The organism is Bacillus aquiflavi (genome assembly GCF_019915265.1).
GTDB classification, from domain to species: domain Bacteria; phylum Bacillota; class Bacilli; order Bacillales; family Cytobacillaceae; genus Bacillus_BT; species Bacillus_BT aquiflavi.
On sequence record NZ_CP082780.1, the window covers coordinates 2,253,215 to 2,278,116 of the forward strand.

Sequence of the window (24,902 nt, forward strand, 5' to 3'; positions counted from 1 at the left end):
CTAAAATCCGTCAAGTAATTGGAACATCGGCAAAAGAATTGCTAAGTACATCGAGATAATTAACAGCCCGATAGTCGAATATAAAACAGGCTGAACAACTTTTAATCCTTTTTCCGTTTTTTCCTCTAGCTTTCTTAAACAGTAATGACTATAAAAAAATAGTTCTTTATCAAGCTTTCCATTTTTTTGACCATGGGCCACAATCTTTGAAAGTTCTTCTTCAAAAAAAGAATAGGCTGAAAAAATTTTCTCTAACTTTTCTCCTTTCACTAATTGTTGTCTTATTCTCATGCCAATTTCATGATAAAAACGCTGTTTTTTGTTTTTTTCAAATATTATTAATGCGTCGTATATCGGTATACCTCCTGACAAAAGATAACTTAATTGTATGGCAAAGTAATGTGTATACAATAATTTGCAAAATGAGCCGCTAAATGGGAGTCTAACAAGTAACTGTTTTTGCTGAAGTGATGGAAGCTTACGAAAAAATAAAACGTAATAACTAAGGAAAAGCAAGATGATTATGAAACTAACGGGGACTATAATCGGCAACACTTCAGCAAAGCTTTTTACAAAAATCATAAAAAAGTTAGCTTCAAGCTGAAGCGTGTTAAATAATGATGTAAATCGGGGCAGTAACATATTTTCCACAGCAATAAATAATAGAATTGTAATGAAAATGAGGATGAGGGGATAATAGAGAAGTTTTAATAGTCTTTCGATATCCTTCCGCCTCTTTAGCATTACTTCACTTCCGTCTTGAAGTGCATTTGCTAGCCCGCCGTGCTGTTCAGAAAAAAATACATAACCGATTAAATCTTCTTTAAACCCTAATTTCGTTAAAATATAACTAAATGAACGGCCTTCCTTTAAAAATTCTAAACAATCGCCTATTTCTTTTTTTCGTTTTTCTTTTAATTGGAATGTTAGGGACTCAATTGCTTCTGATAAGGGATAACCTCTTTCGATTAATTCTCCAGTATATTTTAAAAAATTTGCTTGTTCCCTAATAGACCATTTATACCTTCTCATATTCGTACACCCAACGTTCATACTCTGACTCTTTAATAAATCCGAGCGCGATTCCTTTTTTAATAATATCCTTTAACTTCTCATAATGAAGATCAACCTTCTCCCCTTTCGCTTCCCGTAAAACTTCAACTAGAGACCTCCCATACAAAATCTCGAATACAGCTGCTCTTTTCACCGTTTCGCTCAGCGGACAAGCTAGCTCTACTAATCGTTGTGCTGTCACCGCTACTAAAGTTTGTTCGATTTCAATCCAATTAACACCAAATTCAAGTAATCGATAAATTGCCCCTTTTGCATCTCGCGTGTGCATTGTAGAGAGAACTAAATGACCTGTAAGTGAAGCTCGTACGGCAATTTGCGCCGTTTCTGCATCACGGATCTCACCAACCATAATCAGATCAGGATCGTGCCGTAAAATTGCTTTTAAACCTGTGGAATACGTAATTCCAGCCTTCTCATTTACTTGAACTTGTAAAACATTGTCATAATTTTTTTCAACTGGATCTTCTAGTGTAATGATATTGCGATTGAAAATACGAGAGGATTCATTCAGAAGTGAATAAAGTGTTGTCGTTTTGCCGCTACCTGTTGGACCTGTAAAAATTATTAAACCGTGGGCATGTTTTAAAAGAGCTAGGATTTTCCGAGTTGTTTGAGGAAACAAAGAAAGATGATGTGGATCCTTTTTAGACTGGGGCAATAGGCGAATGACGAGGCTTTCATTATAAGCTGTAGGAAGCGTTGAAAGACGCATGCTAATTAAATGACCATCAACATAATTTGTATAAGCGCCACTTTGCGGCCGCCTTCGTTCTCCAATGTCCATTGCTGCTTGGAATTTAAAGTGAGAAATGAGCCGATCACATTCCTCTCGCTGTAAATAAAGATACGGAATTAATTTGTTTACTACTCTAAATTGAATCAGCGTGTCTTTTTTTCGCGGAATAATATGAATGTCTGTCGTTTCCTTTTTGAAGGCATCCGTTATAATTTTATCAGCTAATTGTTCAATCCAGTTCAAATTTTTCGTACACATCCTTTCTAAAATATTTGTTCACTCGACTTATTCGACAGTAAGTAAAAAAAATCCTGCTCAGTTGACATTTTTTCGTATAAATTTTTTTTCAGATCATATAATATGATCATTGAACTTCTTCAATCAAATGGAGATCATTTAGTGAAACGACAATTAGTCCCCTAACTAATTGTCGTTTCACTCTCATCGTTGGGCTATAGCCAAGCGGTAAGGCAACGGACTTTGACTCCGTGATGCGTTGGTTCGAATCCAGCTAGCCCAATAATTAATCTTTAAATACCAATTTCATGATAATTTTTACTTTAATACACATGTAATTGTGAACACTTTCTAAACATATAGTGTTTATAGTGAAAACCTCATTCCTTTGTAGTGCCGACTGTATTATAATGGAATGAACAATGTGGTTGAGGTGAGCAGACATGGAACAAACATTGAAGATTACAAACGTATTATCAGATCCAACCCGTTTTTATATTTATCAATACATTACAAACCATCATAAAGATGTTACAGTACAAGAAATAGCAGAACACTTTAATATCCACCCAAATGTTGCTAGGCTACATTTATCAAAGCTTGAAGATGTTAATATGCTTGTTTCAGAAACAAGGAAAACTGGAAAAGGCGGCAGACCGAGCAGATTATACCGTCTCTCTGATGACGTTATCCAACTCCATTTTCCGTTTCGCGATTACCAGCTACTTTCAAAAATTGCCTTACAAACTCTTATGTCATTAGGCGAAGAAGGAAAAAAGGCACTTTATGAAACCGGTAAAAAATACGGTATTGAAATGATTAAGCAAGAATTGCACAGACATTCTCTTTTAGAAGAGGAATTAAGTTTTGAACAAAAACTGAACATGCTTAAAAGCGCAGCAACTTTGTCAGGTTTTTATCCTGAATTCGATACGAATGAAGAACAGACAAAAATTTATTTTCATATTTACAACTGTCCTTTTAAAGAAGTTGCCGCAGACTATCAAGAAACAGTCTGTAATATGCATTATGAATTTTTAAAAGGAATGTTTGATGTTCTCTTTAAATCGGTTGAATTAATTGAGAAAGAGAATATCTTTAGTGGCTGTGAATCCTGTTCATATCAAGCATTAGTCACAAAGTAGAAATAAAGTGTTATTTACATTTAAGCGTAGTTTATTCTATAATAATTAATTGATGGACAAAAGGAGGGATACATATGGATCGCATGTACAGAGTGTTAGGATTCTGGACAGGAATATTTGCGGTAATGTTTTATTTAGGTGACATGTATACAACATCATTAATATTCTTTGGGCAAACAGGCTTTTTTCTTTTGTTAAGTTATTTAAAGCTGTCCGAGCGTATGTACCTTTATCTTTTCGGAGCATACTTAACAATCTTCTTTGCAGGTTTCACGTATTGGACTACCTTTATGATGGTCTGACAACAGCTGAAACAAGTCCTTAAAAAAGCAACGAATAAACGTTGCTTTTTTTTTATGAACATTTAAATAGATCGTCAACTTTAAAAGAATATCCTTTTTGTTGCATAATAACATGAAAAAAAGAACTCATACTGCCGGGCATAATTAAACTGCGAATGGCTCGATTACGTTTGCTTACTTGTGAGAATGGATTTGGATCATGATGTTCGGTTAGCTCGTTTAAAATACCAGTTGATAATAAAAACTCGTCTTGTCTTTGCTTACTTAAAAAATGTAAACCTACTTCTTCTCCTTTTTGAATCAATGCATCAAAATGAACATGACTCGTAATATCCATCTCACCTGGTCTTTCGAGAACGTTTTTAACTAATTGGTGTTTATAATAGCCTCTTAAACTGCCGTTTCTTCTAGAAATATCCATCCATTCCTCAGTTGTATAACCATAATCAACAGTCACAACTAATCCTTTTTCGAGAGATTTCGCAATATTTTCTAAAAACCTCTCCATTTCAAGAGGTATTTCAATCCGCTGACCCTCATTTAATGTAAGTTGATATTTTTTTAAAAAAGATAAAAGCTGTTCATTTTGTAAAATAACCGCTTTTTCTACAAGCTCGTTTCCTTCCATGCCTATCATTACTTCAAATAACTGTCCTTGCTTTTTTTCTACAACATGAACAGGCAAAGCATCAAACAATTCATTGGAAAAAACTAAGCCTGAAAAGGGTGTGATTTCATCGAATGATTCAATTTGTTTTACCGTCTCTCCAAAAGATAAACTCTTTCGTTGAAGTTCACGGTGATATGGACTCGTTTCAAGGATATAATATTGAAGCGGTTGACGATATTTTTCATGCCATTCGTCAATAAATGCTTTAGCAAAACGTCCGTTGCCTGCACCAAGCTCACAAATTTGTGGGTTTATCCCATACTCTTCAACGATTGCCGCATACCATTTAGCGATCGTTCTCCCATAAATATCAGAAACATTACTTGAAGTAATAAAATCTCCTTCAGAGCCGATCTTTATTCGCTTCCGCATGTAGTAACCATAAATTGGATGATATAACACTAAGGAGATAAATTCAGCATAAGACAGCATTTTTGATGATCTACTAACGATAATATTTCTCAAAAAATTAATCATTTTTGCTCCTTTTTATCTTTTCATCATTGACACATTGGTAACTTTGTTATAATGTAAAATTAGTAGCTTAACTTTTATCCCCTCCCGTTTTATGAAATAGAACATCCCCCAGAAAAACCCTTCTCATTTGAGATGGGTTTTTTTTGCTAATTGCTAATTGATGAATTTTACGAGTTTAAAAACCGTTTAAAAACGGGTTTACATCCATTTCAGTACCAATTGTTGTAATTGGTCCGTGTCCAGGTAGCACTAGAGTTTTCTCACTTAATGTTAACAGTTTCTCATGAATACTATTTAACAATTGCTCATGATTACCTCCTGGTAAATCAGTGCGTCCAATACTGCCATTAAATAAAGTATCACCCGATACTACTATGCCTTCAGTCGCAAAATAGAATGAAACACTTCCTGGGGAGTGACCTGGAGTTTCAAAAACTTGAAAAGAAAACTCTTCAATTGTAATTGTCTCCTCTTTAGTAATTAACTTGTCTGCACGTTTAGTTTGAATTAATACACCTACTGGGAATAATTGCGAGCCATTCAATTTAGGATCTACGAGCCAGTCTGCTTCTTTTTCGTGAATATATACTGGAATGTTGAAGTATTCCCTAACTTTATCTACTGCCCCAATATGATCAAAATGTGCGTGTGTTAAAAATATCCCCTTTGGTATAAGTTGTTCGCTTTTCATGTATGAAAGTAATTTTTCTTCTTCTCCGCCGGGATCAACAATTAAACATTTATTTTCCTTTACTAGGACATAACAATTTGTTTGTAAAGGTCCTAAAGGAATTTGTTTCCATTTCATAATAAGTACCTCCTAATTGCTAACATTGGTATATTTATTTTACACTATTAATAGCTGTTCAAAAAGCCTTCAAGCTTACAATAGCTGTTACAAAAATGTATAATGCGAGGTAATATAATGGATATATTATATGGTGTTGAAGCAAGTAATCAACTTGAGGAAATGGACGATTTTAAAGACCTTTTACAGAAAGAAACAAATATTTTTTTTCAAAATGATTTATTATATATTTATCAATACGTTGACGATGCTCTACTGGCAAAAGAGTTACTGAACATTGGAACAGCTTATGAAGCTAATCATGAGCTACTATATATACATAAATATAAACAAGGTGAGTTATTCTTTGATTATGGAATTCAAAAAACAGATGATGAAGCCTTTTTATTTAAAGAAATGATTGCTGCTTATTATTATGAAAAAGGAGAACAAACAGCACAGCAAATGGCACAATTCGAAATTGATGAATATTTAATCGCTGTTACTTATGAATCTGAAAGGCCTATTTATTTTGTTCCCCAGCAGCATGTTCAGTTCATAATTAGGCTTGTAAAAGCTTACGCCATAGAAGTGTCATTTTTACATCTCGACAAATCAAAAAAAAAAAAAACGGATAAAATATAATACAGACGTAAAAAATAGTACAATACTTTACATAAAGTGTGATGATAAAGGGGGCTATAAAATGGGACTGGTCATTATTTTTGGATTAGTAACGATATTGGCAGCTTTCGGTTCAATTAGTGCATTAAAAAACAAAAATTTCCTCGGTGCATTTTTTGGAATTGGAACTTTAGCTGTATTTGGTTGGTTTACTTTTATGACTGTATTAAAATCAGGTTATCCTGTAGCCTAACTTATTTATGCAGAAATGGACTGTCAAAAAGACAGTCCGTTTTGTGTTGTTGACAAAAATAATATTTTGATTTTATCGTACTAGTTTAAAAATTGAGGCGGGAGTGAATAAAACAGGAGTTTATGAGCTTACAACGAAGCGCATGCAAAGATGAGCGTTTGTCAAAAGTCCGTTTTTGCAGCAGCTTTTTCTGTCACCTGTCTATTATTACTTCTCAATAATCGTTATTACTTCTTGCGTTTTTAGATTAATTAACTTCTCAAATTGATAACCATATAAAATATATTCTCCATCCGGTGAAACGCTGATTGGCTCATTATTAAGACCTTCTATTACGGTTTCCTCTTTTCCAGTAATGAGATCATATGCTACAAGAAGAAAATCATCGCGATAATTTTCTTCTTCTTTACTATATTTTGGTCGAAATGTATAAAATTTTTGCTCCTTTTCATCAATATCATAATAAGGAATAAGCCAATCGGAATATCTTGATAAATGTGGGATTTTAAACGAAAGTAGCTTTTTGAGCTTTTTATCAAAAATTATATATTCCGCCTTGTCTGTTTCACTATGATTTACTGAAATAGCTAATAGATAGTCTCCGAAAGAATGAAAATGGATCGCTTCAGAAGGCACGAGCTTTTCTTCGTCCGTTTTAATGTTTTTTCTCACGAACGGAGCTGTTAAAGCAGGAGTCTCGTGATCCCATTTTAAATAGCCTACTTCCTTATCTGTTATCCATTGAACAAACGGTTCGGTTAACGAAACAGCTGAAAGCTTTTGCTTATTAATTTCCCAAAGGCTCATTTTAAATGACCAGTCTTCATTAAACGTTGAAATTAATATCTTATTTTCATTAAAAGAACTCCATGCAAATGAAAGTTCAGCTGATTCTAACTGTTCAGATGCTAATAGCTTTCCCGTTTGATCAATGACAGTTACGATAGCTAAATATTCAGACGGAGCAGAATGGATTAAAATATTGTTTTTCCATGGGCTAATTTCCGTATAAGCAATTGGTGCTTTACTATTATAAAGCAGTTCACTTTTTCCTAAAAAAATGTTATATGTATATACATTTGTTCCATTGCTTAAATTTGTTAAATACAAAATAGTATCATCATTTAACCAACCTACTATTTTATAAAACTGACCCTCTTGTATTTTTAATGAGTTGTAAAGTGCCTCATCAAAAACTCTATTATTTCGTGTTTCCTGTTCAATATTCTCATCTTTATTATTTGACGGTGATTGTAATAAAATTTGCTTATCTTGTTTACATCCTGCTAAAACCAATACGGAAAAGGTTAAAATAAATATAAAAGTCTTAAATTGTCTATTACAATCACCCGTTTTTCTTGAGTAAACCAATTCCGTACCTCCTTTTTTCACATACATATATATATTATACACGATTCATACACATAAATGTTTCAATTATTTCAAATTTGTTTTAAATGTAACTTTATAAATTTAAAATAAGCCGTTGATCGGCTTATTTTAAATAATAGAAATAATTTGGTTATATTTTTAATATATACGTTACATGTAAAGAGAAGCAAGAAATATACCAAGCACTTCTTGATAAATTTCATCAAATTGAGATAAAGGCAAGGGATTAACACCTTTCCCAAGTTCAATTGTAAAACCTGGTTTGCGAAATTCCTGTATAAACCAATCTTTATACCCTGCATGACTATCTACATATTGGATTGCACGATATCCACTCACCCGTTCGAATTCTGTAGCGATCACTTTTGATTGTGGAGGTTCGAAACCTTCATAGCCCCAATAAAATTCTTTTCCTTGTGTATGAAAAGCGAGCATTTTATCAAAGCGACCACTCCGAGCTAAATCAGCCATTGCTTTTGCTTCCGGTTCAGTTAAAGGGGCATCTCCTGGATAATCACGTGGAGCGGGTTGCTTCGGCTCTTTTCGTTTTTTTTCAATATCCCAATTTGCCGGGTATTGATTATTTAAGTCAACACCACGAATATTCGCTTTCCATCCTGAGAAATCAGTACTGCCTTTATTTATTTTTATCACTTCATCTTTCATTTTAGAAGGAGGACCGTTTAATATTAAATCTACGCCATCAGGATTCACCATTGGAACAATTGTTAATTCTACTTGATGATAAAGTGGCAGCGGATTCAATCCACGAATTGGATAATTATTTGTTTGTGATCGTACATATTCATTAACTAATCTCATTAGTATCGGTGTCGTAATCCACTCATTTGCATGAAATGAGGCATTTATTTGTACTTTTTTTGGTCCCTTACCAATCTTAATTACATGGAGCGGTTTCCCTAAAACAGATGTACCAACTGATCTTTCTGTAATAAAAGGATATATTTCCTTTAACTTAACTAAATCTTCCTGCAGTTTCGTAGAGTTGTATTCTATTTTCCCATTTACTACAAAGTACGTAACTCTTTTTGGCAGTAAAATAATATCACCAGGCTTAAGTAAATTCGGATTTTTTGTTTGATTCAGAAGGAGCAACGCATCAACTGAGATATGTCGTGCCGCAGCGAGCTTCCAAAACGTGTCTCCTCGTTTAATTGTATATTGTTGAGTAATAAATCCAGGAATATTTACTTCCTGTCCAACGGGCAGCGAAGAGCTTTTTAAATTAGGATTAGAATCAATAATGAGCTGAACATTCACTAAAAATAATTGGCTATAATACCAAAACGTATCGCCGGAACGAATCTTTACTTTCATTTATCTTCCCCCTTCCCATCACTTATTAAATTATGACGGATAAAAGGAAATATGCTGAGATAATGCTTCATTTAATGAATTAGAACATTCAAATTAGTGAAATAAACGAGGGAAATGCTGTAGGAAAATTAGATAAAAACTGGCTTAATTGATCGTTTGATCAGTCAGACATTTACCGTTGACAATTGCCACATATTTTCTTCTGCAGCAAGTTTCACTTTTGGAAGAAAAAAAGACAGCGAATGCTGTCCTTCTCGTGTTCTGCAATCGTGCCCGTTTGCAGAACATCTTAACTAATATTTCGTTTCTTTCTCTCGGCTCCATTGCGGAAAAAGAAGGGTAATAAGATAAAGGAAAGCTGCTGTTGCAACTATTGACTGGCTGATGGATAACCAATCAATTCCTCCATGCTTGATTAAGCTGACAATTATAATCCCTATAATGATGCCTAAACCAGTTAAAAGTGTGTTTTCCAATTCAAACTTACCGATCCTTTACTATCTTGAATTACTTTTTCTTTCAAGCCCTCATCACTCCTTAATAGTTCATCGATTGTGATATTAAATAAGTCGCTTAAATTAATAATCACTTCGATACTGGGATAGTTTTTATTTGTTTCCCACTTTGAAACTGATTGACGACTAACATATATTTTTTCAGCAAGGTAATCTTGTGACCAACCTCTTTTTTCTCTTTCCCTTTTTAATTTATCTCCAAAAAGCACGTTGTTCGTCGCCCTTTCCTATATCAGTTTCTTATCTCCAGTATTATTGTGATGAATAGCTAAAGTAAAGATAGTTAAAGGCGCATCAAGGCGCAACATTTTGTTGCTGCCCTGATGCGCCACAAAATTCTCTTGTATCTTCACCAATCGCGCCCGATTACGCAGTTTTACTCATTAAATAACTCTTCATCTGGATAAGCAGCAGTCCAATGAAAAGGCTGTACCTCTGATAAAGACTTAAAAACTAAATCTTTTCCAGGTACAGTAACTGCTACCTTTACATTTGGTCCCCAATAAATTAATCTTTCTTGACATACTCCACACGGGGATAATACTTTAAAATCCGAATTTTCATCATCTCGTACAACGCATATTGAATGAGTTACTCTTTTATCAAGTTTATGAGCTTCCAGAATTGCTCCTGTTTCAATACAGAGTTCCGTTGCAGCAACAATAACTTCGGGTGCTATACTTGTCAAAATTGTACCGTCCTCTAGTGCTATTGCTGCTGCACCACCCCAGTTAGAGGGATATCTTTCTTTAATTAATTCAACTGCCGAATTATATAATCGTTTTTCAATGTCCATTATTATTTCCCTCGTAAATAATATATTTTCTGTCTAGGATTGACTAAGCTGTGTTGTTGTTCTACAAAATGACCCTTTATGATCCGTTAAGCCAGCCATTGATTTTTTTAAATATTTATCTTTGCTTTAAATCATTTGCGATACTCACTATTTTCATAGAATCGAAGAAGATCTCCATTAATAATTTTATCTGAGTATTCAAGCTCATTTTTTGCCTTTTCCATGTATGGCTCACATGAGCTTTCGTCTGTTGGTTCTCCCGTACTTTTGTCATAGCATACTCCCCGGGTGTATACGTAGTCATCCGTAATAAAGCTGCCATCACGAAGAACAACAAAATTCATTCTTTCTTTTGAAAACAAGTCAGAACCAAATTGAATATCTTGTTTCGTATCAATACCTAACAAATGAAGGATCGTCGGCTTTAAATCAATCTGACCAGAAACATTCGAAATTGTTCCTCCCTTTTGTCCAGGTATATGGATAATCAATGGAACACGCTGTAATTGAGTACTTACAAATGGTGTAACTTCTTCACCTAAAAATTCACTCATTGTTTTATTATGATTTTCGGAAATTCCATAATGGTCTCCATAGAAAATTAAAATTGAATCTTCATAAATACCTTCTTCTTTTAAACGTTCAACAAAAATTTTCAATGACTCATCCATGTATCGAACTGTAGGAAAATAATTATTTACAGTCTTATTATTTGAGTCATAAGGTTCTATAAATTGATCTTCCTCTTCTAAAACAAATGGAAAATGATTAGTAAGTGTAATAAATTTTGCATAAAAAGGCTTTGGCATTTCCTTCAAATGAGTAATCGACTGTTCAAAGAAGTCAATATCCTTTAAGCCCCAGCCAATTGAATTTTCCTCATTAATATTATAGTCTGTCATTGAATAAAAGCGGTTGTATCCAAGAGATTGGTACATAATATCGCGATTCCAAAAGCTTTTATTATTAGCATGCAATGATGCAGTGAAATAGCCATTTTCACTTAAAATTTTTGGTGTTGCCGTATATTTATTTCCAGAGTTAGTAAAAAACACAGCACCGCGGCTTAATGGATATAACGAGTTCTCTACAATGAACTCTGAGTCAGATGTTTTTCCTTGACCTGTTTGGTGATAAAACTGGTCAAAATAATAGCTTTCCTTTATCAATTGATTTAAAAACGGTGTAATTTCTTGACCGTTTACTCTTTCATTGATGACAAAGCTTTGAAGAGATTCCATTGATACTAAAATAACATTCTTGCCTTTTGATATACCAAAAAGATCTTCGTTAGGACCTTTATAATTAGCTTGAACATAGTTATCAATATCTACTAATTCGCTCCCATCTGCTAATGCACGTTGTGCAGTTGTCTTCGATTGAAGAAACGCATCGTAAATATGATAATTATATGTGCCGATATTTTTAACGAGCATCTCCCTGTCAAACGTTCTAGTTAGTAATTGTGGGCGCTCAGTTTCAGCCAAACCTAAATTGAAAAATGTAATGGCAATTGCAACGAGGAAAAATGCACGTTTGCCAACTTTAGAATACTCTCGGTTCACAATAAAACTTGGCTTATACTTTAAAATGAGCACAAGAATGATAAAATCAACAAAATAAAGAAAGTCTGTTACTTGCAGCAATTCAGTCACACTGCTGCCTAAATCACTCATATTACTCGTTTGAAATAAAACTGGAAGCGTTAAAAAATCATTAAAGAAGCGATAAAACATAACATTCGCAAAAAAAACAAATGAAAGTAAAAAGCTTGTAATTATAATATAACGATTTCTATTTTTCTGTTTTATAAACAAGCCTATACAAAAAATAAACATTAAAAAGCTTAACGGATTGATAAACAAAATAAACTCTTGTTTCCAATTCTCAATTTTAATATCAAAGCTAGTTTTATAGACAATATACTTTTTTAACCAAAGTAATACTGTTGCGACTACAAATAATGAAACCTTTGAAGATTTTAAACTCCGCATCACTTAATGCCTCCCTAGTCAATAATAAAACGGGATTTTTTCTTCATCTTTACATTAATAGGTAAATATTTACCTAAACATACATAATCTTAATATTTTTTTTACAAAAAAGCAACATTGTTTTTATTTCATTTTTCTGCAGAAATTTACGTTTCCACCAACCTTTTAATCTATTCGGAAATTTGCTCAAATTAAGATTAATTTTCCTTACAAACTGGCTTCTATATACATTAGACGATTGAAGCTCTAAAAGGTTTCAAGTTTGTCCACTTTTTGAAAATTAGTCTTGTATATTTCATTTTTCTTTTAATTGCATTTCATGTCGTAACAACAATAAAGCTGTTTGATAAACTTTTGTCTCGATTAGTTTGGAATTGTAAAGTTCTTTTATTTCTGATTCCATTAATTCCAGGTCTGCCAAGCGATCTCCAGTATAAATAAAGGTTCCGTATCTTTGTAATAATTTTTGAACATCATAAATCGTTTTCATCATTGCCCTCACAAAATAAGAATGTGTAAAAATGAACATACTCTAATATATCATTATAATTTAAATCATTATTAGTCTCAACCTTTACATCATGTTAATTATAGTAAATATAAAAAAGGGCAAATGAATCTTTCAAAATGTTGACAAATCAGTTTATAAAAAACTGTTCTATTTGCGTTCCGCCTTGATAGTGAAAAAAATCATTCATATATTGACTTTGTCTCAAAATTGAAAGGTGCATCTTTTTATCTTCAGATTATCGATCGGGATCTTTAGGTTTTAAAATACGCGGTCTACGGTTTTTAAGCGGAATCGGTGAGCGAATAATAACATCGCGCATTGCCCGTAAATTAAATGGAATAAACGGCCACAAATATGGAACACTGAATGATTTCATCCTTATAAGCATAATTAACCAAAGCGCAATTCCAATGACAAACCCATATACATGAAATATTGCTGTAACAACTAATAAGCCAATGCGAATCATTCGATTAGCAAGACTCATTTCATAACTTGGCGTTGAAAAAGTTCCAATAGCAGCAATTGATAAATATAAAATCACTTCATTTGATAGTAACCCTACTTCAACAGCAACTTGGCCAATCATTAATGCAGCTACTAGTCCAAGGGCAGTTGCTAATGAACTTGGTGTATGAATAGCAGCCATTCTTAACATATCAATTCCCACTTCAACGATTAAAAATTGGATAAACAGCGGGATTTCTCCCGGTTCATTTGGGCCAACATACGAAATTGCCTCAGGTAATAAATGAGGATTCGCAGCAAATAAATACCATAAGGGTAACAAAAAAATTGACGCCCAAACAGCTAAAAATCGAACAAATCGTAAATAAGCCCCAATTAATGGCTTATTTCGATATTCTTCAGCATGCTGTAAATGGTGCCAAAATGTAGTTGGCGTAATAATGACGCTTGGTGATCCGTCAACAATGATACATGCATGTCCCTCATAAAGATGCGTAGCGGCTGTGTCAGGGCGCTCAGTATATCGAACTAACGGATAGGGATTCCAATGTCTTCCGGAAATGAATTCTTCAACCGTTTTTTCCGCCATTGGCAAACCATCCGTATCTATCCTCGATAAAGCTTCCTTTAGCTTAGCAACCATCTCCTCATCAGCAATATCTTCAATATAACAAACAACAATATCGGTTTTTGAACGACGTCCGATTTGCATATATTCCATACGCAGTGTCTTATCTCGAACTCTTCTTCTCGTTAACGCAGTGTTAAAAACAAGCGTCTCGACAAATCCATCGCGTGAGCCGCGGACAACCCGTTCTATATCTGGCTCCTCTGGTCCTCTTACCGGGTATGTTCGAGCATCAATTAAAATAACCCTATCAATACCATCAACTACTAAAGCGGTTGGACCAGCAAGCACCGCATCAACTGCAGCGTTTAAATCATCTATCGCTTCAACTTCAACATATGGGATATATTTTTTCACAAGCTTTTCAAGGGGATCTTTCTCTAGCTGTTCCTTTTCCAAACTAGCTAATAATGTCATTAAATAATGAAGTATATCATCCTTAATTAATCCATCTATTAAGAATAATGCCATTTTTCTTTCAGCATACTCAACATCGAGCTGAATGACATCAAAACTTTTCTCTACTCCAAGGGCATGGCGTAAATATTGAATATTTTCATTTATTTTTTGTGAAACTTGTTGCTTTTCGATCTTTTCCATTTGCCCACCTCAATCTCAAAGGTACTAATTTCCATAATTGACATCCCTTTATAAAAACATACTCCTTAAAGGTATTTAACAAATTGGATGAGCATATCATTTTGTAAAGGGACAAACTTTGAATAAAGAGGGGAACATGAATGAAGCGCTGTCAGTTCTATTTTATCGTCATTCTATCAGCTTTAATATTGATCATCATTTTTTTCATTAGAACACCTGATAAAAAAATTGAAGAAAGTATTATCTATTTTCCTATTAATCAGTTAGTTACTTATGAAACAGCCAAAACGTCTATCAATATACTCGATTATAAAAGTGATGGGGGTTACTCTTTGTTTTGGCAAGTTCATTCAGCTTTAAATGAAAAGGCTTATTTGCGCCAAGATATGGCATTGCTTTTTATCAATGGCCGGCTGAAAGAAAAAATGGGAAAATGGAAGCAAAATACAACAGAAATAAAACAACAGAAAAAAATAAGCGAAAAAGAAAGTAGTCATGTTCAAGCTATTACATTTCACTATTCGGAAATTCATGAAGCTGGAGAAAAAATCACGAGTGCTCATACGATGTCTGCTGAGGAGTTATATGTCATTAACTCATTATTCAGTCCGTTATTGTCTTTTAAAAAAGCGGCAACCGAAATAGAACGAGACTGGGAGAAGCTTTTAGACAACATGAATAATGAATTGCAAAAACAAATAATTTCGAAAGCAGCTAAAGCTTTTTCAATTAATGAAAAAGCATATCATATCATTCCGCTAACTGATTTAATAAAATATAATCATAAACCATTACACGGTTTTACAATTAAAGAGTCGGAACGAATTATTGGACAATTATGGGAGGGGCTTTATAAAAATTATTTCCTAGGAATTAAAAAAGACGATGGTACAATCATTGATTCTCTGAATAGTACCATCCCATTATTATTATTTGCTAAAGATCGAACACATTTACTAATCATTTTTGAGTCGGCAAGCGGAGAATCATTTCTTCTCCGTCAAACTCTTTAAAATCTTATTTCCAATGGAATGTTGAGGTTAGCTTTTGTAACCGATCTGCAGAAAAACAAAAGTAACGATTGCGGCAGTAATTAAAAAAAACAACTGGGATAAAAGCTTTCTTTTTTTGGGAAAATGAACGATACCCGTTGCTAAAAAACCACCAAGTAATCCACCAATATGTCCAGCATTATCAATACCTGGAACAGTAAAACCGAAAACAAGATTAATTCCAATGATGATTAAAATATTCATTCCCATCGTGCGAAAAAAAAGACGCGGATAAATAACACCGAAATACAACAAAGCTCCAAAACAGCCGAAGATAGCACCACTAGCTCCTGCAGATATACTCGGACTAAAAACAAAACTCGCTAAAGAACCTGCAAATCCAGCAAACAAATAGATAAACAAAAAGCGAAAATTTCCAAAAATCTGTTCAACAGCGATTCCAAGATAATAAAGGGCAAGAGTATTCATTAATAAATGCAAAAGACCTATATGAAGAACAATTGGAGTAAAAAAGCGCCACCATTCGCCCTCGATAATAAGCGGATTAGATTTTGCTCCGAAGTGAATAAGGGTAGAAATATTTACACTTCCCCCATTTAGCTCCAGCAATAAAAACATCACAACTTGAATAGCGATAAAAATATAAGTAAAAAACGGTTTCCCATATTTAAAAAGCTCCTGCTCAGATTTAGCCTTAATGACTATTTGTGCTAGTGTAGCTTGTTTCACAGCTTCAATTTCCTGCTCTTCATATTCATTCTTTAACGTAAATGAGACATCTGTTTGCAATAATTCTGTTAAACGGCCAAGTGCATCGTTATAGCCGTTCCGATCAAAAATAACTGTTGTTACATTAGTTTTGCTGTTATTTGGATTTACAAATGGTTTTGAGATACGATACTCGTAATCATCAACGGGAAGATATGTACTGACGTAAAGATTAAGAACGTTCATATTTCTTTTTGCTAACTGTCTTCTAATCTGTTCACCATTCGCTGCTGTTAATTCAATATCTCTTTGCATCCAATTGCTCCAATCAATATCATATCGCAACAAGCGAATAACTTGATATTTCTTATTCTCAATCTTTTCTAGCCATAATTCTTTTTGATCCTTGGATAATTGGACAATTCTATACTCACCGACAGAAACAAAGTAATGAGCTAACCTCCAAAATAGGTAGTCCTCTCTAAAACTCAATTTTCCCCCTACTTTCTTATTTTGAGAGTTCATTTTATTTTCCTGATAAATGCTATTTAAACTGTTTCCTTTTTACTATAGACAAAGAAATGATCAGATGTAAAGGGAATCGTTAATTTCACTCGTAAAAAAATAAAAAGACCGCATAGGTCCTTTTACAAAACTTTTTTTTGTATATATCTAAAGCACATTTTGTTGTTTTAAGCTCATTCGTGTGAGACTGCAGTCTCACACTTTTGAAAGGTCCTTCTGATGAGATGAAGCCACGAATCAACAATGTTCATAACATAGCCTATCTAAAAATACTTTGCATCATTCTTTCTCTAACTCCTGGAACCCTCATTACAGAGCTAACTAACATCCGTCTTAATAAAATATTTCCCAGAGCAATATTCATGATTTGATAACGATATCGATAAACGAAAAAAATCCCGGTAAAAAAAATGAAAAATCTCATAAATTGACGCATTACTTATCCCTCCTTCATGTTAGTTTGGGAAGAAACAACTGATTTTATGTAAAAATAACCAAACAAAAAAGGAAGGACGTTTAAGTAGGAAAAATAAGCGTAACGAGATAAAATAATTACTTACTTGCCACTATTCAAATAAACTCACTCATAAAATAAATTGTTGAACCTGCAGCTGCAGCAATTAATCCTGATAAAAAATTAACGACATCGTTATTTACTATGGAAAAGCCGCTGATTTGTTTTGTTTCCCTGTCACAATGTTGCTTTTTTTCCGTTATTAGCCCACACTTTCTACACTTGTATGTTACTTGGAGAAAAGCACCAAAAAGTGTATCAATTACACTGCCTAAAAAGCCAAATAACATAATAAAAATCATCACCTTTCCATCTATTCCTTTAAAGAGGAATAGAGCTACAATGGCAATAAATAACGCGCCCAAAAAGGCAGCTACAGTTCCAAGGAGACTAACCGCTCCAGATGTTCCTTTTTCAACCTTTTGTAAGCCTTTAATGGTAAGAGGCTTTTGCTTACTTAATGCCCCTATTTCAGAAGCCCACGTATCTGCATTTGAGCTCGCAACGACAATTAAAAACGTCATGTGAAAAAGCATACTTTCTGTATAAAAAAATAACAAACTAGCAACAGCGGCAACTCCCCCGTTTGCAAAGACTTGCTGCCAATCCCTTCTTTCTCCTTTTTCAACGATTTGTGAAAGACTTACCTTTTGCGTAGCTTTAAATTTAGATAGCAAACTCGAGCTGACAAAAAATGAACCAAGCAAAAGTAAACCGTTAATTCCAAATCCGCTTGCAACAAAAAAACCGACAATAGCAGCAGCTATCGCCCCAGTCTTCGTTAATGAATGGACGAAATAACCGACTAATACAGTAAAAATAATAAATAAACAAATGAACAGCTGCTCAATAGACAACTGAAATAACCTCATTTTCCGTAATAATTTTTGAAACAGGCAAATCATGTTCCTCAAGCGGTAGCTTAGAAACAATTTGAAAGCTAAACGCTAATGAAAGAGTGTCACCTTTAAAACCTTCCAGAAATCGATCGTAGTACCCCCCGCCAAATCCTATTCTAAAGCCGTCTCTTGTATATGCAACTCCGGGAACAATAAGAAGGTTAATCTCATTAGGCTTTACGGCAATTGTTCTATTCTCAATCGGTTCATACAATCCAAAAAAAACAGATTCAAGTTCATTAAAGCGTTGCAACATCCGAAACGTCATTCCCCGCGTCTTTGGATCACACTTTGGAATGACAACCTTTTTCTTTTGCTCCCATGCTTTACGAATAATTTGATATGTATCTACTTCGGGAAATCGAGAGACAGTAATCCCAATAACTTGAGCGCTCTTCCATAAAGGATCTTCATACAGTTGATTGGCTATTCGATAAGACAGATCTTCATAGACAGGTTTTGAAAGCTCTTTCAGCCGTCCTGTTAATTCAGCACGCACTAATTTCTTATCCATCATGATTCCCACCTTAAAGTATTTAAAGGCATAGATAGACGTAAAAAAAGCGTCTTATTTATGCTCCTTTATGATTAGTCGACTTCATCATTTATAAACAGCAAAAAAGCAGCAGGAAGCATTCCCACTGCTTATTTTGTTTCACGATGTGTAGTAACACGCTTCTCTCTAGGACAATACTTTTTAAGCTCAAGACGATCTGGATTGTTACGTTTATTTTTTGATGAAATATAAGTACGATCTCCACACTCAGTGCAAGCTAACGTAATATTCACACGCATGTATCTTTCCCTCCAAACTATATCATGCTACACTGTACGACTTTTCTATAATAGCATTTTTTTATTTTAAATGCTAGTACGATTTTAAAACTGCTTTATTGAGCTTAGCCAGCGTTTCTTTTGACTTGCCAAATATAACCCATGCACTTCCTTTAGTTGTTTCTCTAGGTAACATTGAAACGTTCATTGCAAACAAACTAACCGTTGCCCCTTTTGCCATAGGCTGATAACGTAACGTTCCCCGCCTATAATTTCTCCAAATATCTTCTGTTTTAAAATTCCAAAATGGTTGGACAGAGCATTGTTTAAAAGATTGTCTCTTGTGCCGACCGTTAACTAAATAGACGATATTGTCAGCAAGGTGAAAGATAACATCTTCAACAGGAGATACAAAGGTGAAATGGTCTTTTGCACTATACAAATGGTGATGGGCAAATAATAGTTTAAGATTGCGAGCCTCATTGAGGTGGTTTGTTATATACGTTTCAAAAAAATGAATATTTGAATGAAGATAAGGCCGTTTTATTTTAATTGAAAGCATTTCTTCTGTTAACAGCTTCTCTGCTTCATTATCAAACCAAAATGTTTTACCGCTTATCCAAATTCCGGGCACTTTTTTTAATTTATATAAGTCATCACTCTGTTTCGTGTCTTTACATGAGATAGAAGCATTTATTTTCATGATCATTACACCTTTCTTCATGAATTAAATATAAATATTACAAACTATTAATATATTCTTTTTATATACATGTTAGCATTGAAAACGCTAACAAACAATAAATGTATTTTGTCGGAATATGCATAATATTCATCTGCTCAAGTAATATCAAGAAAAAAAATTTTTATTTTTTTTATGGTAAGGTCATTCATAAGAAAAAACGACATTTTTTATATGAAAAAACGTAAAGAATAGACATCATTTAACAAAGGATAATTTAAATAATGCATGACTGTTTATTTATGATTAATCACCAAAATCGAAGATAACGAGCAAATTCACGACTGACAATACCGAGAGGCCCTAGCCATCATCATATATCAACGTATAAGCGCAATTCAAACAGCCTTGTCTCGGTACAAGAGAGTTCAACTTAAAGCATTCTAATATGCCTGGCGTTACGTGACGAAAACGACGTATCTTGCGGTTATGTCGCTGGATTTTTTCATGACAGTTCGGGCATAAAATACACCGCAGGAGCTTGAACTGGAAAAATCCAAGCTCCTTAATAGAAGGCATAAAAATCAAATAATGGATGATGATATTCAGATGTTTGTTAAACTTGGGGTCAAAGCGAAAACTCCTATCATGATTTGTCCAATCAACAATTACGATACTTGAATTTTCGCTTTTTATCTGTTAAAATTGTTTACTTTTTATCAGAATAAAACCCCATGTTACGGTGATGAACTGATTTTCTGTTGAGGAGGAACAAATTAATTGCACACTAGAAGTTAAATTCAATTTGTTATGAATTTTATTTAGAACTAAATGATAAACGATCATAATGAAAAAAAATCAGCAACAGCTGATTTGAGATTGTAGACAAATAAATTGAATCGATTCTCAGACTTGAAAACGCCTGTCAGTCAAGGCTGAAGTGAATAGAACAGGCGTTCATTGGGCATACAATGATGTTCAAGCAAACGAGAATGCGAGCATTTGTCAACGGTCTGAAATCACCAACTACTGATTTTTCTATCTGAACTAAACTTATTTTATACGTTTAATCCTGACTGCCTACCTGTTGCAAGATAAACTACGTTTTCTGATATATTTGTAACATGATCAGCAATCCGTTCAATATACCTGCAAATAAACCCTAGCTGAGTAATTTGCTTTCTTGCTTTAGGGTGAGTAGGAGTATTGACGATCATTTCTGTTATAAGCTCTCCATACATTTCATCGACTGCATCATCTTTTTTGGCACATTGTCTTGCAAATTCTTCATCTTCACCGTAATATGCAATCATTGAGTCTGAGAACATTTTTAAAGCAATCCCCATCATCGTTTCGACTTTTTCTATCGGGATCATTAACTGTTCGTGACCGATGTGCAATGTCGATTTCGCAATGTTTACAGCCATATCCGCGATTCTTTCTATTTCCGATGAAATTTTAATAGCGGTAATGATTTTTCGTAAATCAACTGCTACAGGTGCTTCAGTTGCAATAAGGAAGATTGCTTTTTCATTAATAATTTCTTCCATTTTATTCAGTTTTATATCGTTGTCTATAATTTTTTCTGCGATGATAAAATCCTGATTTTTCAACGCCAGCATTGATTTTGTTACTGCTTTTTTCGCTTCTTCAGCCATATTTAGAATTTGTTCTTTTAATTCTTTTAAATTTTGATCGAAATTGGACCTTGTGCTCATGTTTTCACCTCAAATTATCCGAATCGCCCGGAAATATAGTCTTCTGTTCGTTTATCAGACGGAGTTGAGAATATCGTTAACGTATGATCAACCTCAATTAGCTCACCCATTAAGAAAAAAGCTGTTTGATCAGAAACACGAGCTGCTTGTTGCATATTATGAGTGACCATAACTATCGTATAATCTTTTTTAAGCTGTAAAACTAATTCCTCAATTTTTAATGTTGAAATAGGATCAAGCGCTGATGTCGGTTCATCCATTAATAATACATCTGGTTTTGTAGCTAATGCTCTTGCAATGCATAAACGCTGTTGCTGTCCTCCTGATAAGCCGAGAGCAGGAGCAGATAACCGATCATGAACTTCATCCCAAAGTGCAACGTCTTTTAAAGTTTGTTCAACGATCTCATCTAAAACCGCTTTCTTCTTCATTCCGTGAATACGGGGTCCGTATGCAACATTATCATAAATTGATTGCGGAAATGGATTTCCCTTTTGGAAAACCATACCGATCTTTTTTCGAAGCTCTACAAGATCAACTTTATCCGTTACAATATTTTGCTGATCATACATAATCGCACCAGACAGTTTTACACTTGGCACCATTTTACACATTAAGTTTAACGTTTTAATAAACGTCGATTTTCCACACCCAGACGGTCCGATTATAGCTGTTATTTCATTTTGGCGAATGGAAAAATTAATATCTTTTAATGCATGATGTTCACCATACCATAAATTGAAATCTTTAACTTGAAACACTTCATTACCAACAGCTGTTAAAGTTTCCAAAGTTGTTCACTCCTTATCCGAACCGGCCAGTAATGTATTCTTCCGTCTTCTTCTCTGACGGATTTGTGAAAACTTTATTTGTTTTATCATATTCAATTAAATCTCCATTTAAGAAAAAGGCTGTTCGATCAGAAATCCGTGAAGCCTGTTGCATATTATGTGTAACAATAACAATAGAGTATTCTTTTTTTAATTCAATTAATAATTCTTCTATTTTCCCATTTGAAATTGGATCTAATGCTGAAGATGGTTCATCAAGTAAAAGAACAGCCGGATTCATTGCAATCGTTCTAGCAATACAAAGCCGTTGCTGCTGCCCCCCTGATAGGGATAAGGCAGATTTATGAAGTCTATCCTTTACTTCATCCCAAATCGCTGCCCTTCGCAAACTTTCTTCTATAATGCCATCAAGAATACTTTTTTTTCTAATTCCTGAAAATCTTAATCCGTGAGCAATATTGTCATATATAGATTTCGGAAAGGGGTTTGGCTTTTGAAACACCATTCCGATTTCTTTTCTTAAAGCAACAACATCAATTTGTTCATCAAGAATATTTATCCCATCATACTTAATTGTTCCTTCACATCTCGCTCCCTCAATTAAATCATTCATTCGATTTATACTGCGGAGAAAAGTGGATTTACCACAACCCGAAGGACCTATCAAGGCAGTTATAGAGTTTTTTTCAATGTCCATATTAATACTTCGGACTGCTTGTTTTTGTCCATAATAAATAGAAACGTTTTGAATTTGTAAAATCAATTCACGTTCTTTGTTTACATTAACAACTATTTCATGTAAGTCTTTACTTTTAGGTCTTTCTTTTACTGCTGTTACCATATTTTCACCCGCCTTTATTTTGCAGCTGTTATTTTGCGATGAATAAGTGAACCGATCCATCTTGCAAGTAAGTTAAATATTAGTACAGTTAAAACAAGCACCGCGGCAGCTCCACTTGAAACCTCTTTCACATCTGGTATTAATCCTTGAGTGTTAACAGACCAAATATGAACCGCTAATGTTTCCGCCGGGCGAAAAATATTTAACGGTGAAGTTTCTGAAAATGGATTTAAATTCATATAATCGAGCCGAGGTGTTGATAGTCCAGCAGTAAATAACAATGCAGCTGCCTCACCGAACACACGGCCAGAAGCTAAGATTGTCCCTGTTAATATCGCAGGAAATGCACTTGGAAGTAATACCGTCTTAATCGTTGACCAATGAGTGACCCCTAGTGCTAGGCTTGCCTCTTTTAACTCTCGGGGAACAGATCTGATCGCATCTTCACTCACGCGAACGATAACAGGCAAATAAAAAAACTGTTAAAGCAAGAGCACCGCCGATGATCGTATACCCCCAGCCTGTAATATTAACAAATACTAATAAACCAAACATTCCGATAACAATGGAAGGTAAAGAAGCTAATACTTCTATACATGAACGAATAATATTTGTAATTTTCCCTGGTTTCGCATATTCAGCCATGTATATTCCGCCACCAATACCAAGCGGGACAGCGATAAGCATCGTAATAAACAAAATATAAATAGAATTAAACAATTGATCACGTATTCCGCCTCCTGCTCTAACAGAGCTTGACGGTGTAGTCAAAAAATCAAAAGTTAATTTTTGAAAACCATTCGCAATAATATATGCAAATAAAGAAACAAGTAACGTAATTAAGATAACAGCTATTGCAACGAAAACTCCTGTTGCAATCCGATCTGCATTCTTGCTGCTCATTGGATCTTCCTCCTAGCAGATAAATATCGGATTAGTAATATAAACAAAAATGACATAATAAGTAAAATAAGTCCCATCGACCAAAGGGTATTATTTTCAACGCTTCCGTACGTTGTATGACCCATATTTAATGTGATAATCGTTGTTAATGTAGCGGCAGGGTCTAAAATCCCTTCTGGTAAAGTTCTTGTGTTTCCTATCACCATTTGCACCGCTAATGCCTCTCCAAAAGCTCTTGCCATTCCTAAAACAATTGCTGTTAAAAGCGTTGGCAAAGCAGCTGGAATAAGAACTTTTCTTATCGTTTGCCATCTCGTTGCTCCTAAAGCATATGATCCTTCGCGCAAATTACTTGGAAGTGATCTCATTGCTTCCGTTGCAATCGATGTAATTGTCGGTAAAATCATAATAGATAATATAATCGTTCCTGAAAGTAGACTGAAACCTAATCCTCCAAAGTACTCCCTAATAAATGGAACAAGTACTGTCAAACCGATAAAACCATAAACAACTGATGGTATACCAACTAATAACTCGATAACAGGTTGTAATATTTTTCTCCCCCATTCCGGAGCGATTTCCGTCATAAATATGGCACCGCCAATTCCGAGTGGAGCAGCAATAAGTGCTGATAATAAAGTAACTGCAAAAGAGCCAAAAATAAATGGAGCGGCTCCATATTTAGGTGACTCACTATTTGTTGGATCCCAATCTTTGCTCTTTAAAAATTCTCCAATACTAATACCACCCTTTGTAAAAGATTGGATTCCTTTTGAACCTAAAAATATCGTGATCGAGAGGGTTGCTGTAATCATAATCAATGCACATAAAGTGACAAGTATTTTCCCTCTTCGTTCGCCATTCAGCCAGTTTTTGTTTGATTTGATCAGTCTATGTTTGGCTGGAATCGTTTTTTCCATATGAACAATCCCCTCTAACTAAAAAGTAAACAAGGGGAACGTATATTTCATTCCCCTTGTAAATTTA

At 34.3% G+C, this 24,902-nt stretch carries 26 protein-coding genes, 1 tRNA gene and 2 pseudogenes; 6 read left to right on the forward strand and 23 right to left on the reverse strand.

From position 1 onward, the window contains the following. Together comGB and comGA are read right to left on the reverse strand one after the other, a co-directional pair. On the reverse strand, positions 1-1,032 hold the full coding sequence (comGB, locus tag K6959_RS10895; RefSeq protein WP_223086497.1) for a competence type IV pilus assembly protein ComGB: 1,032 nt from the start codon (positions 1,030-1,032) through the stop codon (positions 1-3). Continuing rightward, complete coding sequence (gene comGA / locus K6959_RS10900) at positions 1,019-2,053, reverse strand: competence type IV pilus ATPase ComGA (protein WP_163239327.1); 1,035 nt, start codon at positions 2,051-2,053, stop codon at positions 1,019-1,021. Before comGA ends, comGB begins: the two co-directional genes overlap by 14 nt. 205 nt (positions 2,054-2,258) lie before the next feature. Between comGA and K6959_RS10905 the strand changes: the two genes are divergently transcribed. The 3 genes from K6959_RS10905 (at position 2,259) to K6959_RS10915 (ending at position 3,494) form a co-directional block, all read left to right on the forward strand. Continuing rightward, a tRNA-Gln gene (locus tag K6959_RS10905) sits at positions 2,259-2,330 on the forward strand. A 160-nt stretch (positions 2,331-2,490) separates the two neighbouring features. Then, on the forward strand, positions 2,491-3,192 hold the full coding sequence (locus K6959_RS10910) for a helix-turn-helix transcriptional regulator (RefSeq protein WP_223086499.1): 702 nt from the start codon (positions 2,491-2,493) through the stop codon (positions 3,190-3,192). Between the two features lie 74 nt (positions 3,193-3,266). Next, positions 3,267-3,494 carry a DUF2626 domain-containing protein gene (locus K6959_RS10915; RefSeq protein ID WP_163239333.1) on the forward strand — a complete coding sequence of 76 codons (228 nt, stop codon included), beginning with the start codon at positions 3,267-3,269 and terminating at the stop codon, positions 3,492-3,494. Between the two features lie 52 nt (positions 3,495-3,546). On the opposite strand, the gene K6959_RS10920 is transcribed toward K6959_RS10915, so the two are convergent. Together K6959_RS10920 and K6959_RS10925 are read right to left on the reverse strand one after the other, a co-directional pair. Next, entirely contained in the window at positions 3,547-4,641 is a 1,095-nt protein-coding gene (locus K6959_RS10920) for a class I SAM-dependent methyltransferase (RefSeq protein ID WP_163239336.1), read from the reverse strand. Positions 4,642-4,816: 175 nt separating this feature from the next. Continuing rightward, complete coding sequence (locus tag K6959_RS10925; protein ID WP_223086501.1) at positions 4,817-5,449, reverse strand: MBL fold metallo-hydrolase; 633 nt, start codon at positions 5,447-5,449, stop codon at positions 4,817-4,819. Between the two features lie 117 nt (positions 5,450-5,566). Here K6959_RS10925 and K6959_RS10930 point away from each other — a divergent pair, with 117 nt between their 5' ends. Beyond that, complete coding sequence (locus K6959_RS10930) at positions 5,567-6,073, forward strand: hypothetical protein (RefSeq protein ID WP_223086503.1); 507 nt, start codon at positions 5,567-5,569, stop codon at positions 6,071-6,073. Between the two features lie 61 nt (positions 6,074-6,134). Next, positions 6,135-6,305, forward strand: a complete 171-nt coding sequence (locus tag K6959_RS10935) for a DUF2759 domain-containing protein (RefSeq protein WP_163239342.1) — start codon at positions 6,135-6,137, stop codon at positions 6,303-6,305. A gap of 207 nt (positions 6,306-6,512) precedes the next feature. Here K6959_RS10935 and K6959_RS10940 read toward each other — a convergent pair whose 3' ends face one another. From K6959_RS10940 to K6959_RS10970, 8 genes and pseudogenes are all read right to left on the reverse strand, one after another. Further along, a complete protein-coding gene (locus K6959_RS10940) occupies positions 6,513-7,676 on the reverse strand; it encodes a YqgU-like beta propeller domain-containing protein (RefSeq protein WP_223086504.1) in 1,164 nt (387 codons plus the stop codon). Between the two features lie 171 nt (positions 7,677-7,847). Further along, complete coding sequence (locus K6959_RS10945; protein WP_223086506.1) at positions 7,848-9,035, reverse strand: M14 family metallopeptidase; 1,188 nt, start codon at positions 9,033-9,035, stop codon at positions 7,848-7,850. Positions 9,036-9,328: 293 nt separating this feature from the next. Continuing rightward, on the reverse strand, positions 9,329-9,511 hold the full coding sequence (locus K6959_RS19855; RefSeq protein WP_374058336.1) for a hypothetical protein: 183 nt from the start codon (positions 9,509-9,511) through the stop codon (positions 9,329-9,331). Beyond that, positions 9,496-9,759, reverse strand: a pseudogene (locus tag K6959_RS19860) (helix-turn-helix domain-containing protein); the annotation flags it as partial. The gene K6959_RS19855 and the pseudogene K6959_RS19860, both read right to left, overlap by 16 nt. 167 nt (positions 9,760-9,926) lie before the next feature. Next, on the reverse strand, positions 9,927-10,346 hold the full coding sequence (locus tag K6959_RS10955) for a cytidine deaminase (protein ID WP_163239348.1): 420 nt from the start codon (positions 10,344-10,346) through the stop codon (positions 9,927-9,929). Between the two features lie 131 nt (positions 10,347-10,477). Then, on the reverse strand, positions 10,478-12,340 hold the full coding sequence (locus K6959_RS10960) for an LTA synthase family protein (RefSeq protein WP_223086507.1): 1,863 nt from the start codon (positions 12,338-12,340) through the stop codon (positions 10,478-10,480). 295 nt (positions 12,341-12,635) lie between these two features. Next, positions 12,636-12,830, reverse strand: a complete 195-nt coding sequence (locus tag K6959_RS10965) for a YqgQ family protein (protein ID WP_163239352.1) — start codon at positions 12,828-12,830, stop codon at positions 12,636-12,638. A 256-nt stretch (positions 12,831-13,086) separates the two neighbouring features. Continuing rightward, positions 13,087-14,547 (reverse strand): spore germination protein, encoded by a 1,461-nt coding sequence (locus K6959_RS10970; protein ID WP_163239354.1) that lies wholly within the window; start codon positions 14,545-14,547, stop codon positions 13,087-13,089. 140 nt (positions 14,548-14,687) lie between these two features. On the opposite strand from K6959_RS10970, the gene K6959_RS10975 reads away from it, so the two are divergent. Then, positions 14,688-15,560, forward strand: a complete 873-nt coding sequence (locus K6959_RS10975; protein ID WP_163239356.1) for a hypothetical protein — start codon at positions 14,688-14,690, stop codon at positions 15,558-15,560. A 27-nt stretch (positions 15,561-15,587) separates the two neighbouring features. Here the strand turns inward: K6959_RS10975 and K6959_RS10980 are convergent, their stop codons facing one another. The 11 genes and pseudogenes from K6959_RS10980 to pstC all read right to left on the reverse strand — a co-directional run bounded on the left by K6959_RS10980 (position 15,588) and on the right by pstC (position 24,835). Next, positions 15,588-16,760 carry a rhomboid family intramembrane serine protease gene (locus K6959_RS10980; protein ID WP_163239358.1) on the reverse strand — a complete coding sequence of 391 codons (1,173 nt, stop codon included), beginning with the start codon at positions 16,758-16,760 and terminating at the stop codon, positions 15,588-15,590. 292 nt (positions 16,761-17,052) lie between these two features. After that, entirely contained in the window at positions 17,053-17,229 is a 177-nt protein-coding gene (locus K6959_RS10985) for a hypothetical protein (RefSeq protein WP_223086509.1), read from the reverse strand. Between the two features lie 134 nt (positions 17,230-17,363). Further along, entirely contained in the window at positions 17,364-18,164 is an 801-nt protein-coding gene (locus K6959_RS10990; protein WP_246234463.1) for a DUF92 domain-containing protein, read from the reverse strand. Continuing rightward, entirely contained in the window at positions 18,154-18,723 is a 570-nt protein-coding gene (locus K6959_RS10995) for a 5-formyltetrahydrofolate cyclo-ligase (RefSeq protein ID WP_179958997.1), read from the reverse strand. The genes K6959_RS10990 and K6959_RS10995 overlap by 11 nt, the downstream gene beginning before the upstream one ends. A 128-nt stretch (positions 18,724-18,851) precedes the next feature. Next, positions 18,852-19,001 carry a 50S ribosomal protein L33 gene (rpmG, locus tag K6959_RS11000; RefSeq protein ID WP_163239364.1) on the reverse strand — a complete coding sequence of 50 codons (150 nt, stop codon included), beginning with the start codon at positions 18,999-19,001 and terminating at the stop codon, positions 18,852-18,854. A gap of 73 nt (positions 19,002-19,074) precedes the next feature. Next, positions 19,075-19,683: a hypothetical protein gene (locus K6959_RS11005; protein ID WP_223086510.1), complete on the reverse strand. Its 609-nt coding sequence runs from the start codon at positions 19,681-19,683 to the stop codon at positions 19,075-19,077. 1,037 nt (positions 19,684-20,720) lie between these two features. Next, positions 20,721-21,380, reverse strand: a complete 660-nt coding sequence (phoU, locus tag K6959_RS11010; RefSeq protein ID WP_163239368.1) for a phosphate signaling complex protein PhoU — start codon at positions 21,378-21,380, stop codon at positions 20,721-20,723. A 14-nt stretch (positions 21,381-21,394) separates the two neighbouring features. Next, positions 21,395-22,171: a phosphate ABC transporter ATP-binding protein PstB gene (pstB, locus tag K6959_RS11015; protein WP_163239370.1), complete on the reverse strand. Its 777-nt coding sequence runs from the start codon at positions 22,169-22,171 to the stop codon at positions 21,395-21,397. A gap of 13 nt (positions 22,172-22,184) precedes the next feature. Further along, positions 22,185-23,012, reverse strand: coding sequence for a phosphate ABC transporter ATP-binding protein PstB (gene pstB, locus K6959_RS11020; RefSeq protein ID WP_163239372.1), 828 nt, complete (start codon positions 23,010-23,012; stop codon positions 22,185-22,187). Between the two features lie 14 nt (positions 23,013-23,026). After that, a pseudogene (gene pstA / locus K6959_RS11025) lies at positions 23,027-23,915 on the reverse strand (phosphate ABC transporter permease PstA). Continuing rightward, the gene (gene pstC / locus K6959_RS11030; RefSeq protein ID WP_223086512.1) at positions 23,912-24,835 is read right to left on the reverse strand and encodes a phosphate ABC transporter permease subunit PstC; all 924 of its coding nucleotides are present in this window, start codon (positions 24,833-24,835) and stop codon (positions 23,912-23,914) included. The pseudogene pstA and the gene pstC overlap by 4 nt, the downstream one beginning before the upstream one ends. Between the last annotated feature and the right edge of the window lie 67 nt (positions 24,836-24,902).

Coding starts and splice junctions, on each gene's coding strand:
- comGB (WP_223086497.1), bottom strand. CDS start 1,032: ATGAGAAGGTATAAATGGTCTATTAGGGAACAAGCAAATTTTTTAAAA.
- K6959_RS10910 (WP_223086499.1), top strand. CDS start 2,491: ATGGAACAAACATTGAAGATTACAAACGTATTATCAGATCCAACCCGT.
- K6959_RS10915 (WP_163239333.1), top strand. CDS start 3,267: ATGGATCGCATGTACAGAGTGTTAGGATTCTGGACAGGAATATTTGCG.
- K6959_RS10920 (WP_163239336.1), bottom strand. CDS start 4,641: ATGATTAATTTTTTGAGAAATATTATCGTTAGTAGATCATCAAAAATG.
- K6959_RS10925 (WP_223086501.1), bottom strand. CDS start 5,449: ATGAAATGGAAACAAATTCCTTTAGGACCTTTACAAACAAATTGTTAT.
- K6959_RS10930 (WP_223086503.1), top strand. CDS start 5,567: ATGGATATATTATATGGTGTTGAAGCAAGTAATCAACTTGAGGAAATG.
- K6959_RS10935 (WP_163239342.1), top strand. CDS start 6,135: ATGGGACTGGTCATTATTTTTGGATTAGTAACGATATTGGCAGCTTTC.
- K6959_RS10945 (WP_223086506.1), bottom strand. CDS start 9,035: ATGAAAGTAAAGATTCGTTCCGGCGATACGTTTTGGTATTATAGCCAA.
- K6959_RS10955 (WP_163239348.1), bottom strand. CDS start 10,346: ATGGACATTGAAAAACGATTATATAATTCGGCAGTTGAATTAATTAAA.
- K6959_RS10960 (WP_223086507.1), bottom strand. CDS start 12,340: ATGCGGAGTTTAAAATCTTCAAAGGTTTCATTATTTGTAGTCGCAACA.
- K6959_RS10965 (WP_163239352.1), bottom strand. CDS start 12,830: ATGAAAACGATTTATGATGTTCAAAAATTATTACAAAGATACGGAACC.
- K6959_RS10970 (WP_163239354.1), bottom strand. CDS start 14,547: ATGGAAAAGATCGAAAAGCAACAAGTTTCACAAAAAATAAATGAAAAT.
- K6959_RS10975 (WP_163239356.1), top strand. CDS start 14,688: ATGAAGCGCTGTCAGTTCTATTTTATCGTCATTCTATCAGCTTTAATA.
- K6959_RS10985 (WP_223086509.1), bottom strand. CDS start 17,229: ATGCGTCAATTTATGAGATTTTTCATTTTTTTTACCGGGATTTTTTTC.
- K6959_RS10995 (WP_179958997.1), bottom strand. CDS start 18,723: ATGATGGATAAGAAATTAGTGCGTGCTGAATTAACAGGACGGCTGAAA.
- rpmG (WP_163239364.1), bottom strand. CDS start 19,001: ATGCGTGTGAATATTACGTTAGCTTGCACTGAGTGTGGAGATCGTACT.
- K6959_RS11005 (WP_223086510.1), bottom strand. CDS start 19,683: ATGAAAATAAATGCTTCTATCTCATGTAAAGACACGAAACAGAGTGAT.
- phoU (WP_163239368.1), bottom strand. CDS start 21,380: ATGAGCACAAGGTCCAATTTCGATCAAAATTTAAAAGAATTAAAAGAA.
- pstB (WP_163239372.1), bottom strand. CDS start 23,012: ATGGTAACAGCAGTAAAAGAAAGACCTAAAAGTAAAGACTTACATGAA.
- pstC (WP_223086512.1), bottom strand. CDS start 24,835: ATGGAAAAAACGATTCCAGCCAAACATAGACTGATCAAATCAAACAAA.